Origin of the sequence: Nocardia sp. NPDC049149 (assembly GCF_043197455.1) — a bacterium.
Taxonomy (GTDB): Bacteria; Actinomycetota; Actinomycetes; order Mycobacteriales; family Mycobacteriaceae; genus Nocardia.
Genome location: NZ_JBICTD010000003.1, coordinates 961,425 through 974,725, shown reverse-complemented (window position 1 = coordinate 974,725; position 13,301 = coordinate 961,425). Strand labels below are relative to the sequence as shown.

Below are 13,301 nucleotides of genomic sequence, written 5' to 3'. Positions count from 1 at the left end.
CTGAACTGTTCCAAGTCATTCCACTCGATACACCGAACACGAGGAGATCGACATGACCCACGCGATGGAGACCCTGCACCTGGAATACCTCTACGGCCCGCAGTGGCAGGACGTGGTCCGCATCATCGAGCGGTCCGCCCAGCTGACCGCCGAGGAGAAGGACAAGCTCAAGGCCGCCGCGTCGAAGTTGGCCCAGGACAAGGTCACGGCCATGTCGAACGGCGCAGGCTTCGGCGCCGGGCTCGAAGGCGGTCTCGCCGGACTGCTCGCCGGACTCGGCCAGGGCATGAACTCGCAGGCCGCCGCGGCGCAGCCGATGAATATCGCGGCCGCGACCGCCAAGGCGTTCGGCCGTTCGCGCAACATCCAGGTCGCGGGCATGATCGCCGGACACGCCACCGCGCCGAGCGCTGCCGCCGCCCCCGGCGATCTGACCAGCCTGTTCGAGTCACTCGGCTCGATCGGTGCGGTCACGGTGGTCGGCCAGGCGGTCACCGCCGCGGTGCTCAGCGACCTGGTCGGCCAGGGTGAGTTCACCCAGGCCGTCTACGACGAGCTGATGCAGCCGTGGAGCAGCAACATCATCGGCTGACGCCGGAAACCGCAGCTCCAGGACCACCGAAAGGGTTGGCAGCATGTTCGATTCGCGCACTATCGGCTCCGGCGTAGGCTCCGCTGACGCGCTCGGTGGTCTGCTCGACGTTCGGTCGGCGCCCGTCGCGTTCGGTTACTACGAAAGCAACGAGGTGGCCACCGCCGCAGGCGTCGCATGGAATACCCGATCCCGCACCGCCCCGATCGGGTGGTGGAACCGGCATCGGCAGATCCAGGCGGGGGTGGGCATGGCGGTCGTGTTTACGCTCGCCTTCCTGCCTGCCGTGCAGAACGCGATCCTCACGGTGCTGACTCATGGGTAGCCAACGAGGTCAGCGGACGGCACGCCGAGGGAAGACCTCCCTCGGCGTGACCGCCCTCGCGCTCCTGTTCCTGCTCGGCGCCGCGCTGCTCAGCGCGTGCTCGAGCGGGGAGTCCGCCGACGCGGACCGCAACAGCCCGCCCGACCCGGCGACCGTGGATTGCACCAGCGGCGGGCAAGCCGTTGCCAGTCTGCGGGAGACCTTCCGGCAGCTGTCCGAACAGCTCGACGGGCTCGGCCCCGCCGCCCAGCGCGGCGATATCGCCGAAGTGAAATCGCGTGCGTCCCAGGGGATGGCGCTGTCGAATCAGGTCGCGGCGACCATCAACCCGGTGGCCGACAAGATGGATTCGAAGCTCATCGGCGGCGCTTACCGTGATGTCGCGGCCGCTGGCGGTCAACTCAACACCGCGCTGGCGGACTTCAACACCGCCATCGACAACAACAGCCCGGCACAACCGGTCGCTGACGCGGTGAGCGCGGCACTGACCTCGCTCAACGGCTCCATGGAGCGGATGAAGCGGGCCTGCCCCGTCGTCTTCGCAGAGCCGAAGGGGCCCGCGTACGGGCCACCGCTGACGGCTCGGTGACGACCCTCGTGATCAGCCGGCGCACGCGCAACCACGCGTGCGCCGGCTGTCCGCGTGAGTGCGGCCTCGCTGAACACGATCGATGTGAGTTTGGTTGATCGCACGACTCAGGTTCCCGCTGAACACGATCAGCGCGAGCCAGCTGACCGCTTGAATCAGACTCCTGCTGAACGTCTTTCGAAGAGCCGATCGCGGGCGACCGACAGCGCCCGCGACACCGCGCCGGTGAGCACACCGTCGTCGCCGAGCGTGCTGGCGACGATGCGCGGCCGCAGCGGACCGAGCTCCGCCATCCGTCGCGCGATGGCCGACCCGAGTAGCTCCAGGTTGTTGCCGATGCCGCCGCTGAGCACGACGAGCTCGGGGTCGAGGATTGCGGCGACCGCGGTGACGAGTGCGCCGATCCTGCGGCCCTCCGCCTCCACCACGGCCATGGCGCGCGGATCGCCTGCGGCCGCCGCGGTGAAGATCTCCTTCGCGGAGGCCGCAGGCAGTCCGATCTGCTCGGCCGTGCGCGCGACTCCGCCTGCGGCGGCGACGGTTTCGGTCATGCCGCGTTCGCGGGCGTCGAGCGGGGGAGCGTCGACCTCGGTGGCGGGCAGGAACGACACCTCGCCCGCCGCGCCGCTGTTGCCGACGTAGAGCTCGCCGTTGATCACGATGCCCATGCCGACGCCGGTGCCGATCGAGATGAGCACGAAGTTGCGCAGCCCGGCTCCTGCGCCGAAGGTCAGCTCGCCGACCGCGGCGAGGTTGATGTCGTTCTCGATGGTCGATTCGACGCCGAGCGCGTCGCGCAGCTGGCCGACCAGTCCGGCGCGGCCCCAGCCGGGCAGATTCTGGGCGTAGTCCAACCGGCCGGTGTCGGCGTTGAGTACGCCCGGACTTCCGATCACCGCGTAATGGACTGCGGTCCAGTCGATTCCGGCCGAGTCGGCCACCTCGTCGGCCAGCGTGCGCACCCGCCGCACCAGATCGGGGGCCGAGCGCGCGGTGTTGCGCACGTCGCGACGGCCGATGAACTCGCCGCGCAGGTCGGCGACGGCGAGCCGGATCCAGTGCCTGCCGATGTCGATGCCTGCCACCACGCCCGCGCGCACGTTGACGTCGTAGAGCGCGGTGGTCGGGCCCGGCCTGCCGCTCAGCGAGCCGACGAGTTGTACAAGTCCCGCCTGTTCCAAACCCGAAAGTGCCGCCGAGACGGTAGGTTTCGAGAGCCCGCTGGCCTTGGCCAGCTCGCCGCGCGATGCCGGTCCGCTGACGCGCAGGTAGTCGAGGAGCAGCCGCTCGTTCATCGTCCGAAGGAGCTGGGGATTGCCGACCCTACTCATCAATCCTCCTGCTCGTACCACTGGACACCTCGTTGTTAGTAAACTACCTTTCTTACCAACGCTCAACCGGGCGCTCTCGCTCTCCTCTCGGCACGGTGACCTCATGCGTCGTATTCAGCTCTTCAGCGCGGCGGCGGCCGCACTCGTCCTGGCGGCAGGCTGTAGCTCCGGCGACAGCGCGAACGACGCGAAGTCGGGTGGCGACAACCCGACGATCGCGCTCCTGCTCCCGGAATCCAAGACCACTCGTTACGAAGCCTTCGATCGTCCGCTGTTCGAGGCGAAGGTCAAGCAACTCTGCGACAAGTGCAGGGTGCTCTACTTCAATGCCGATCAGGATGCGGCAAAACAGCAGGGCCAGTTCGAATCCGCACTCACCCAGGGCGCCGATGTCATCGTCTTCGACGCGGTCAACGCGGATGCCGTTGCGCCGCAGGTGAACACGGCGCGGCAGAAGAAGATCCCGGTCATCGCCTACGACCGGCTGATCTCCGGCATCGACTACGACTACTACGTGTCGTTCGACAACGTGAAGGTCGGCAAGGTGCAGGGCCAGGCGCTGCTCGAGGAACTGTACAAGCGCGGCACCGCGGAGAAGGGGCAGGTCGTGGTGATCAACGGCTCGCCGACCGACCCCAGCGCGGGCGACTACAAGAAGGGCGCGCACGAGGCGCTCGACGGCAAAGTGAAGGTCGGGCGCGAATTCGACACCCCCGACTGGTCGCCGGACAAGGCACAGCAGCAGATGGAACAGGCCATCACCGCGCTCGGTAAGGACGCGATCGTCGGTGTCTACTCCGCCAACGACGGCATGGCGGGCGGCGCTATCGCCGCGTTGAAGCGGGCAGGCTACGCGACGCTGCCGCCGCTGACCGGACAGGACGCGGAACTCGCAGGCGTGCAACGGATTCTGACCGGCGAGCAGACCATGACCATCTACCTCGACTACCGTGCGCAGGCGGAGAAGGCGGCCGAGCTCGCCGTGGCGCTCACCAAGGGCGAGAAGCCGACGGCGCCCGCGCGCACCGACAACGGCGTCGCCGACATCCCGTCGTATCTGCTAGAGGCGATCGCGGTCGGCAAGAACAACATCAAGGACACCATCATCAAGGACGGCCTATACTCGGTCGCCGATATCTGCACGCCGGACGTGGCGGCGGCGTGCCAAGCCGCGGGCATCAAATGACGGTTACCACAACGGTTCTCGCGGCCAAGGGGCTGACCAAACGGTACGGCGCGGTGCAGGCGCTCGCCGGAGCCGACCTCGAGGTGCGGGCCGGCGAGGTGGTCGCGCTGGTCGGTGACAACGGCGCGGGCAAATCGACACTGGTGAAGGCGATTTCGGGGGTGACCGTCGCCGACGAAGGCGAGATCGTCTTCGCCGGCGAGCACGTGCGGATCGCCCGCCCGCAGGACGCGCAGGCGCTCGGCATCACCACCGTGTTCCAGGACCTGGCGCTGTGCGACAACCTCGATGTCGTCGCGAACCTGCATCTCGGCGCCGAGAACACGATTTTGAGCGTGCTCGACGAGATCGAGATGGAGCGCAGCGCACGCGACCTGCTCGCCTCGCTCGACGTCCGGATCAAAGATGTGCGCGCGCCGGTGTCCGCGCTCTCCGGCGGGCAGCGGCAGTCGGTCGCCATCGCCAGGGCGCTGCTCGGGCGGCCGCGAATGGTGATTCTCGACGAACCGACAGCGGCGCTCGGTGTCGAACAGACCGCTCAGGTGCTGGCCTTGATCGGCAGATTGCGGGAGCGAGGTCTTGCGGTGCTACTGATTTCGCACAATCTGGTGGATGTTCGTTCGGTGAGTGATCGCGTGGTCGTGCTGCGCCTCGGTCGCAATGCGGGCGAGTTCGAGACCGCAAAAGCGACTCAAGAAGATATCGTGGCAGCGATTACAGGAGCGGCCGCATGACAAAGCGCAGCGAACCAACCATGTCGCAGGTGGCATCGGACATCACCGGCGAGCGCGCGACGAGGTGCGGCGATGAGAGAGCGTAGCGAATCGATTCATGTCCCAGCGTGCGCCGCAGCAGGCCGAATCGACCGTGGCGAGGTGCGGTCATGAGTGACATTGTGGTGAAAAGACCTATCTGGCAAGCGAATCAGGCACGCGGACTGGTCGACGCCGGGCTGGACCGGCTGCGCCGCGGCGAGGTCGGCTCGGTGCCGGTCGCGATCGGGCTCGTCATCATCGCGATCGTGTTCTATCGGCTCAACGCGCACTTCCTCTCGGCGGAGAACCTCACCAACCTGGCACTGCAGATGGCCGCGACCGGAACCATCGCGCTCGGCATCGTGCTGGTGCTGCTGCTCGGGGAAATAGACCTCTCGGCTGGCTCGGTCAGCGGTCTGACGGCCGTGGTGATGACGCTGCTCTATGTGCGGCACGGGTGGAACACCGTCTTCGCTGTGCTCGCCGCCATTGCTGTCGGCGCCGCGATCGGTCTGCTGCACGGGCTCATGCGGACGATGCTGAGCATGCCGTCGTTCGTGGTGACGCTGGCCGGGCTGATCGGCTGGCAGGGGTTGATGCTGTATCTGCTCGGCAAGGAAGGCACGGTCAACCTGCCGTTCGATCGGGGCATCGCCACCATCAGCGACACCTGGCTGCCTGCCATGCTCGGTTGGTTGCTGGTGGTGCTGCTGGCCGGCGGTCACCTTGCGGCGAGCTTGGTCACCCGGCATCAACGGGTGCATGCGGGGCTGGATGCGTCGACACCGGTGTGGATCGTGGTGCGCTCGGGGGGCCTGGCCGCGCTGCTCGGCGGTGTGGTGCTGGTGCTGAACACCGATCGTGGAGTGCCGCTGACCCTGGTGATCTTCGGTGGGCTCGTTCTCGTCGTCGACTTGATCCTGCGCCGAACGGTTTTCGGGCGCCGCATCTATGCGGTCGGTGGCAATGCGGAAGCGGCGCGGCGGGCGGGCATCAACGTCACCGGGATTCGCATCGCCGCGTTCGTCGGCTGCTCGGCGCTGGCCACCCTCGGCGGCATCCTGGCCGCGTCCCGGTTGGTCGCGGTGAACCAGAGTTCCGGCGGCAGCGACATCCTGCTCAACGCCATCGCCGCCGCGGTGATCGGCGGGACGAGTCTCTTCGGCGGGCGTGGCCGTGCCTACGCGGCACTGCTCGGCATCCTGGTCATTCAGTCGATCACCAACGGCATGCTGCTGCTCAACGTCGACTCGTCGGTCCGGTTCATGGTGACCGGCGCCGTCCTCGCCATCTCCGTCGCCATCGACTCGGTGGCGCGGCGAGGCGCCGAAGGTGCGCGATGAGTGACCGCGGACGCGGCCGACTACACGCGTTCGCCGCGGTGCGATCCGAGGGGTTCGCACCGAACGCCGCCGCCGCGGCAGTGGTCGAGCAGTGGGCGCGCGGCGAGCTGAGCACCGCACAGATGCGCGAACTCGTCCGCCGCGTCCACGACAACCCGTGACCGGGTAGCCGCGGCGACCTCGGGTATCTGACCTGCGGTTCGTGTGACGGTCGCACGGCGTCTCGGTATCGAGGCCGGTCCATCGGCATATCTCTGGGTTGGTCGAAAATACCCGATGGCTGGTGCTCGCTCGCGGCCTGAACATTCCAGGCCGCTGGCTGAGCGCGCCTCCTGGCTGGTGTACGCCTTCGGCCTGGACATCTGACCGACGCGCCCGGGTGTGGCCTGTGATTCAGGTCATCCGGGGTAGCGGGTTGCGGGCGGCATAGGGTGGGCTAAGGTGGGTAAGATTGATGCAGACATGCGCATACATGGCGGTGATGAAAGCGGGCGGCATGGGACACGAACACGAGCACGGACATGGTCACGGCAATGGGCACGCGCACTCGCATGGCGTGTCCGGTGACGCCGACCGCAAGTGGCTGACGCTCGCGCTTGCGCTGATCGTCGGCTTCATGACGGTCGAGGTCGTCATCGGCTTGCTGGCGAATTCGCTCGCGCTGCTCTCGGATGCCGCGCACATGCTCACCGACGCGGCCTCGATCGTGCTGGCGCTCACCGCGATTCGGCTGGCCGCTCGGCCCGCCCGCGGCAAATACACCTACGGCTTCAAGCGGGCCGAGATCCTGTCCGCCCAGGCCAACGGCATCACGCTGCTGGTGCTCGCCGGTTGGCTGACCTATGAGGCGATCCGCCGCCTGCTGTCCCCGCCCGAGGTGACCGGTGGGCTCGTGGTGATCACCGCGCTCGTCGGCATCGTGGTGAACGTGGCCGCGGCCTGGTCGATCAGCAAAGCGAACCGGACCAGCCTGAACGTCGAAGGCGCATTCCAGCATGTCCTCAACGACCTGTACGGCTTCATCGCCACCGCCATCGCGGGCATCGTCGTGCTGCTCACCGGATTCGCCCGCGCCGACGCCATCGCCACCCTGGTGGTCGTCGCGCTGATGGTGAAGGCAGGCCTCGGCCTGGTCTCCGAATCCGGCCGCATCTTCCTGGAGGCGGCCCCCGCAGGCGTCGACCCGGACGCGCTCGGCAGGCGACTTGTCGAAATGCCCGGCATCGACGAGGTGCACGACCTGCACGTCTGGCAGATCACCTCCGGCAACGTTGCGTTGTCCGCCCATGTCCTGGTCCAGCCCGGCGCCGACTGCCACGGCCTGCGTCAACAAATCGAGCGCCTACTCGACCACGACTACGAAATCACCCACACCACTTTGCAAGTCGACCACAGCCAGCCGATCACCACCGGCGTCACCTCAGCCGCCGACCGCCTACTCCCGGTGCTGGAAGAACACTGCGACGACTCGCACGGCCCGGTCCACCGTGAACGTCCAGGATCGACCACGCGGACAACGTAATCGGTGGTCTGCTCCGCGGGTGAGGGGATGGCTTCGACGGGTTCGGCCCGGGGCAGATTGGTGAGTTCGATTCGGCGCGTAAGGGTTGCTGGCCCGCGTTAGCGTGAGTGAAGTGGTTGCCGGGCGGTGTTGGCGTGAGTGAAGTGGTTGCCGGGCGGTGTTGGCGTGAGTGAAGTGGTTGCCGGGCGGTGTTGGCGTGAGTGAAGTGGCTGCCGGGCGGCGTTGGCGTGAGTGAAGTGGCTGCCGGGCTACGTTGGCGTGAGTGAAGTGGTTGCGGCGCGACTAGACACGCACCATTTCTCTCACGTCAACATTTCAAGATCGTTGGACCGCATCACAGTCAGATTGGCCGGGCCGAAACCTGGTGACGGTGTGGCGGTGCGGGTCGGGCTGACCTAATCGATGCCGGGTACGCGCGGCTGGAGTCGTCGTCGCTACCTCTGGATGGCTCGGCGCGGCCCAGTTGACGGGAGTGAATTGGTTGCCGAGCCGTTGACGGGAGTGAAATGGTTGCTACCCCTCATTGACGGGAGTCCAATGGTGGCAAGACGAGCCGAAACGCCCACCATAGGACTCCCGTCAACTTCCCAAGATCACTTCTGAAAGATCTTTGGACCGGACCACAGCCAAGCAACCCGGTCTGGAACAAGACAACCCGCACCTGACAGCGGAGGTCAGCCGGGTACGGCACACGACGCCACCACGCTATCCAGTGCAAACCCCGAAACCGTCCCACTCGCCAGGAAACCGTCCAACCCGCGGATAAACCACCACCCCAAACGCAACTCGCCCTACGAAACCCGCACTAACCCCCCAAGCCGCGCCCCTCCAAAGCCGCGCCTGTCCGAGGGGCTGCGCCTGTCCGAGGGGCTGCGCCTGTCCGAGGGGCTGCGCCTGTCCGAGGGGCTGCGCCTGTCCGAGGGGCTGCGCCTGTCTGAGGGGCTGCGCCTGTCTGAGGCCGCACCCGTCTGAGGCCGCGCCTGTCCGAGGCTGCGCCCTCCGAGGCCGCGCCCCACGGGGCGGGTTGGTCTGCGCCCGTGCCGCTTTGGGCTCGGCGAAGGCAGAGCTCCTTCGGGTTCACGGTCTCCTGTGAATTCGGCAGCCAAGGGTTTGCACCGGATTAGCGTGGTGGCGACGCCTGCCGTACCCGGCTGACCTCCGCATTCGCTCACGCGTTCTCTCGTTCCAGACCGGGTTGCTTGGCTGTGGTCCCGTTTCGAGAACTTCGAGATCAAAGATAGAGATTCAAGATCAAAGACTCTCAGCCGCACACCTTTTGAGTTCCCGCACACGATTTGGCATGCCAAATCGTGTGCGGGAAGACAGAAAGTGTGCGGCTGCGGGGGCTTCAAGATCGGAGGCTTCGAATCCGCACTCGTTCTGGGGGTTCGCACTCGTTCTGGGCTGCCAGAAGGGGTGTGGATCCACGGTAGGTGTGCGGATCCACAGTGGAGGTGCGGATCCACAGTGGGGGTGCGGATCCACAGTGGGGGTGCGGATTTCGGCGTTGTGGCGGGGCTGGCCGCGTCCACCGGTCTCAAGGGTGCCCGTGAACCCCCATGTGGGATCGAAGGGGATGTTTCGTGCCGAGGGGGTACTGGTGCAGGTGGCCTCTCGGGCGATCCCTGCACCAGTACCCCGTGATCAGTTGACCAACTGTAGAGGGGATGCCGAGGCGGTCGGGGTTTCCCGGTAGTTGTGAAATCTGTGGGGGTTCAGTGGTGTTAGTGGTTCAGGTGGGGGAAGGGGTGTTCGGCTTCGATGAGGTAGGCGAGTTCGAGGAGGGTGCGTTCGGTGCCCAGGGTGCCTGCGAGTTGAACGCCGATGGGGAGGCCGGTGGGGGTCAGGCCTGCGGGGATGGAGATCGAGGGGGTGCCGGTGATGTTGTTGATGGGGGTGAAGGCCACGTAGGTGCGGAGGCGATCGAGGAGTTCGTCGAAGGGCACGGTGGGGCTGAGGTAGCCGAGTTCGGGTGTTTCGTGGCCGAGGGTGGGCAGGAGCGCGGCATCGTAAGGGGCGAAGGCGGTTTCGTAGGTGGCGGCCGCTGCGCGTAGTCGGTACAGCGTGATCGGGGTGGAGAGGGCGCTGCGCAGGTAGTAGCGGCGTAGGCCGAGGGTGAGGTCGTCGAGTCTGCTGGTGTCGAAGGTGCGGTCGGCGAGTTTTCCGGTCGAGGCGACCATCGCGGCGAGCAGACCCCAGTAGCGCAGGAACGCCACCTCCAGCGTGTCGTCGAACGGCATCGCGACCGGTTCGACCCGATGACCGTGGGCCGCCAGCAGGGTGGCGATCTGCTCGACGGCCGCTCGGATCGGGCCTTGCGGCACCGGCCCGTTGATGGACTCCAGGACGAGGGCGATGCGCATCGGCTTCGCCGGGGGACCTTCGACCAACCCGATCGGCGCGAGCTTGGGATTGCGCCAATACTGTTCCACCGCAGCGGTATACGCGGCGGTGTCGCGCACCGTTCTGGTCAGCACACCCTCGCTGATGATGTTGACCGGCAGCGCACGCGCCAACGCCGTGTCGAGGTGCCGTCCTCTGCTCGGTTTCAGCCCGACCAGCCCGGTGCAGGCGGCCGGAATGCGAATCGAGCCGCCGCCGTCGTTGCCGTGGGCGATCGGCACCACGCCGGATGCGACGAGCGCGGCGGCGCCGCCGGAGGACGCGCCCACCGAATGGCTTGTGTGCCATGGGTTCCGGGTCGGCCGGGCGAACGGCGGTTCGGTGGTCGCGTTGAAACCGAATTCGGGCAGCGAGCTCTTGCCGAGCACTGTCATTCCGGCGCTGAGGAATTGGCGGGAGTACGGGCCGTGCTCCTTGGCGGGCTTGGCCAGGAACGCCGCGGTCCCTTGATTTGTCGGCATACCCGCGACGTCGGCGTTGTCCTTCACGAAGGTCGGGACACCGTAGAACCGGCCGTCGCGCGCGGCGGGCAGCAGCGGCTTGTGGTAGCTCGGGTAGGCGACCGCGGCCAACTCCTCGACGCGTTCCGCGCGCGCGACAGCCGCTTCGGCGAGCTCACGCGCACTGCGTTCCCCGCTGCGCACCAGGGCCGCCAGTGCGACCGCGTCGTGGTCGCCGAGCGCGTCATCGGCGAAGGAATGCAAGCGGGTGGGCAGAGCGTCAGCGGTCACATTTTCGAATGTAGCCGCATGAGGTGTGTCCGGACCGACTGTCTCCGACAGACCGGTCGGCGCATACGGTGGAACGGCAACCGCATTTGACGGCTGGCCTGGCTCGATGCTCGGCGGCGTTCGGTAGCCGTGTTCGATGGCCCGGTCTCGACAACTCGGCAATGTTCCGCGACTCGAAAGGATGTCAATGCCCCCGTCGGTCTCCGACCCGCTCCCGCCGAAGGGAAAGCTCGGCTCACTGCTGTTTGCGCTGCCGCCTGTCGGCCGGCGTTGGAGCACTGGCCTGCGGACGGCGATCGCCTTCGCGGTGCCCGCCGGGATCGTGGTGGCGGCGGGGCACCCGAACTACGCGTTGTTCGTGTTGTTCGGTGCGTTCGCGGTGATGTACGGGGAGCGAAGGGCCTATCGCGTGCGTGCGGGAGTGGTGCTCACCGCAGGGGTGGCGTTGCTCGCCTCCTGCGCGGCGGGCGCGCTGCTCGGTCACACGATCTCCGGCAGGCTGGGCGCTTCGCTGTTGACGGTCGGCATGCTGACGGTGGTCGCCGTGTTCGGGGTGTACGTGATCGACGCGCTGCGGCTCGGGCCGCCTGGCGCGCTGCTCTTCGTGATTGCCTGCGGTGGCGCGATGATGGCCGCCGAAGCGGGCATTGCAACGGAAGTGCTGTTGGCCTGCACGGCGTTCGGCGTGGTCTCGTCGATCGTCGTCTCCATGGCCGGGGTGCTGCGCGACCGCCGCAAGCCGGAGCGGGTCGCTGTGGCGGCCGCGATCGATGCGGTCGACGCCTTCCTTTCGGCGCGGGCCGCGGGCCTGCCCGCCATCGACTTGCGACATCAGGCGGGCGGTGCGATCGCAGGGGCGTGGGCCGCGGTCTACGACGCTCGGCTGCCGAGTCGGATGCCCGATTCGGATTTGCTTGCCGCGCTGGTCGCGGCCAGGCATCGGTTGGCGGGCCCCGCCTACGACGACACCAACGACCTGGCCGTCGACCCGCTGATCTCGTTCGTCCGCCCCGGCATTCGCTTCCGGCTCCGGCGCGCGCTCTCGTTCGACTCGCACGCCATGATCAGTGCGTACCGGGTGGGTCTCGCGTGCCTCGTCGCCGGCGGCATCAGCGCATTGCTCGGCCAGGATCGGCCGCACTGGGCGGTGTTCACCGCGCTGATGGTCTTGCAGACCGGACCTGACCGAATCCTCGGCAAGGTCCGTGGCATCCATCGCTTCGTCGGAACCGTCGTCGGTTTGGCGTTTTTCGCGGCCGTGCACCAGCTCGCGCCGACCGGCTACACCCTCATCGTGCTGGTGGCCGCGCTGTTGTTCGGCATGGAGATGTTCGTGCCGCGCAATTACGCGATCGCCGCGGTCTTCCTGACTCCGGTTGCGCTGCTCGCGGTCGGTGCGACTCCCGACGGCGCGGTGGGGCCGCTGATCCGAGACCGGTTCGTCGAGACCGTGATCGGTGTCGTCGTCGCGGTGCTCGCCCAGCATGTGGTCGCACCGCACGCGCATCGGCGCACCTTCCGCTGGATCGAGCAGCGCGTCCGGACCGGCGCCCACGCATTGATCGATCTGCTGCGCACCGAACCGGCAGGCGCGCCCGCGGTCGTCCTGATCCAACAGCTGCAATTCGAACTGGTCGGCGTCGCCCGCAGCGGAATCGATTCCGCCACTGAAGATCCGGCATGGACCAGCGAACGCTGGCCCGTCCACGCCGCCATCGCCCACCTCGGCTACGACCTGCTCGCCGCCTGCTGGGCCCTACCGCCCGGCGCACTGTTGGACGACCCGGACTCCTGGGATCGGGCATTCGACGCCGTCCTCCCACTACCCAAACCGGCCTGACCGCCAGGCAGCCCGACCGCTGGATGGCCCATTCTGGCTGGCCGCTGACTCGCGCCCTGGGGTAGTGATCCGGTTCCCGCGTGGCGACCCAACTGGCTGGTCGCCGAACATGCCTGGTGGCTCGACCCTCTGGCGATCCGATTCTCCGGCGTCGATCCGATCCCGTTCGATCGCTCGGCCTGATCACGCAACCCATCTGGTCGCTTGGGCTGCTAGCGTGCGGGCATGCAGGACAGTGTGACAGTCCGGATGGCCGCGCCCGCCGAGCGGATCTGGGGTCTGGTCAGCGATATCACGAATACCGGGCGGTTCAGCCCGGAGACCTTCGCGGCCGAATGGTTGGGTGGGGCAACCGCGCCCGCTGTCGGGGTGAAGTTTCGCGGGCACGTCAACCGGAACGGCTGGGGTCTGAAGTATTGGACGGTGTGCCGGATCATCGCGTGCGAGCCAGGGCGCGAATTCGCGTTCACCGTGCTCGGCCCGGGCGGAGTCCAGGTGAACACCTGGCGCTACCGATTCGAGCCGGTCGACGGAGGGACCGACGTCACCGAATCGTTTCGGCTGCATGCCAATCCGGTGCTGCGCGGGTATTGGCTGCTTGCCGGTCGTGCGCGCCGTAAGACGAACGTCGACGGGATGCGGGAAACGCTGAACCGGATCAAGGCGGTCGTCGAAGAGTAGGCA

At 67.2% G+C, this 13,301-nt stretch carries 13 protein-coding genes; 10 read left to right on the top strand and 3 right to left on the bottom strand.

Annotated elements, in window-relative coordinates; all coding sequences use genetic code 11:
• Positions 1-52: 52 nt before the first annotated feature.
• From ACGFNJ_RS15190 to ACGFNJ_RS15180, 3 genes are read left to right on the top strand one after another with little or no spacing between them, the layout of a single operon-like run.
• The gene (locus ACGFNJ_RS15190) at positions 53-592 is read left to right on the top strand and encodes a hypothetical protein (RefSeq protein ID WP_069167004.1); all 540 of its coding nucleotides are present in this window, start codon (positions 53-55) and stop codon (positions 590-592) included.
• A 43-nt stretch (positions 593-635) separates the two neighbouring features.
• Complete coding sequence (locus tag ACGFNJ_RS15185) at positions 636-917, top strand: hypothetical protein (RefSeq protein ID WP_393447539.1); 282 nt, start codon at positions 636-638, stop codon at positions 915-917.
• Positions 910-1,506, top strand: a complete 597-nt coding sequence (locus tag ACGFNJ_RS15180) for a hypothetical protein (protein ID WP_393447537.1) — start codon at positions 910-912, stop codon at positions 1,504-1,506. Before ACGFNJ_RS15185 ends, ACGFNJ_RS15180 begins: the two co-directional genes overlap by 8 nt.
• A gap of 155 nt (positions 1,507-1,661) precedes the next feature.
• On the opposite strand, the gene ACGFNJ_RS15175 is transcribed toward ACGFNJ_RS15180, so the two are convergent.
• Positions 1,662-2,837, bottom strand: coding sequence for an ROK family protein (locus ACGFNJ_RS15175; protein WP_393447535.1), 1,176 nt, complete (start codon positions 2,835-2,837; stop codon positions 1,662-1,664).
• A 103-nt stretch (positions 2,838-2,940) separates the two neighbouring features.
• Between ACGFNJ_RS15175 and ACGFNJ_RS15170 the strand changes: the two genes are divergently transcribed.
• Complete coding sequence (locus ACGFNJ_RS15170; protein ID WP_393447533.1) at positions 2,941-4,023, top strand: sugar ABC transporter substrate-binding protein; 1,083 nt, start codon at positions 2,941-2,943, stop codon at positions 4,021-4,023.
• Positions 4,020-4,757: an ATP-binding cassette domain-containing protein gene (locus ACGFNJ_RS15165; RefSeq protein ID WP_393447531.1), complete on the top strand. Its 738-nt coding sequence runs from the start codon at positions 4,020-4,022 to the stop codon at positions 4,755-4,757. The genes ACGFNJ_RS15170 and ACGFNJ_RS15165 overlap by 4 nt, the downstream gene beginning before the upstream one ends.
• Here ACGFNJ_RS15165 and ACGFNJ_RS15160 read toward each other — a convergent pair.
• Positions 4,738-4,908, bottom strand: a complete 171-nt coding sequence (locus ACGFNJ_RS15160; protein WP_393447529.1) for a hypothetical protein — start codon at positions 4,906-4,908, stop codon at positions 4,738-4,740. The two genes, ACGFNJ_RS15165 and ACGFNJ_RS15160, sit on opposite strands and share 20 nt — an antisense overlap.
• Here ACGFNJ_RS15160 and ACGFNJ_RS15155 point away from each other — a divergent pair.
• The 3 genes from ACGFNJ_RS15155 to ACGFNJ_RS15145 all read left to right on the top strand — a co-directional run bounded on the left by ACGFNJ_RS15155 (position 4,907) and on the right by ACGFNJ_RS15145 (position 7,643).
• Positions 4,907-6,121 (top strand): sugar ABC transporter permease, encoded by a 1,215-nt coding sequence (locus ACGFNJ_RS15155; RefSeq protein ID WP_393447527.1) that lies wholly within the window; start codon positions 4,907-4,909, stop codon positions 6,119-6,121. The two genes, ACGFNJ_RS15160 and ACGFNJ_RS15155, sit on opposite strands and share 2 nt — an antisense overlap.
• Positions 6,118-6,282 carry a hypothetical protein gene (locus ACGFNJ_RS15150; RefSeq protein WP_393447525.1) on the top strand — a complete coding sequence of 55 codons (165 nt, stop codon included), beginning with the start codon at positions 6,118-6,120 and terminating at the stop codon, positions 6,280-6,282. Before ACGFNJ_RS15155 ends, ACGFNJ_RS15150 begins: the two co-directional genes overlap by 4 nt.
• A 335-nt stretch (positions 6,283-6,617) precedes the next feature.
• Positions 6,618-7,643: a cation diffusion facilitator family transporter gene (locus ACGFNJ_RS15145; protein ID WP_393447856.1), complete on the top strand. Its 1,026-nt coding sequence runs from the start codon at positions 6,618-6,620 to the stop codon at positions 7,641-7,643.
• 1,724 nt (positions 7,644-9,367) lie between these two features.
• Here ACGFNJ_RS15145 and ACGFNJ_RS15140 read toward each other — a convergent pair.
• On the bottom strand, positions 9,368-10,777 hold the full coding sequence (locus ACGFNJ_RS15140; protein WP_393447523.1) for an amidase: 1,410 nt from the start codon (positions 10,775-10,777) through the stop codon (positions 9,368-9,370).
• 187 nt (positions 10,778-10,964) lie between these two features.
• Here ACGFNJ_RS15140 and ACGFNJ_RS15135 point away from each other — a divergent pair, with 187 nt between their 5' ends.
• Entirely contained in the window at positions 10,965-12,617 is a 1,653-nt protein-coding gene (locus ACGFNJ_RS15135) for an FUSC family protein (RefSeq protein ID WP_393447521.1), read from the top strand.
• Positions 12,618-12,842: 225 nt separating this feature from the next.
• Entirely contained in the window at positions 12,843-13,298 is a 456-nt protein-coding gene (locus tag ACGFNJ_RS15130; protein WP_393447519.1) for an SRPBCC family protein, read from the top strand.
• Positions 13,299-13,301 lie beyond the last annotated feature (3 nt).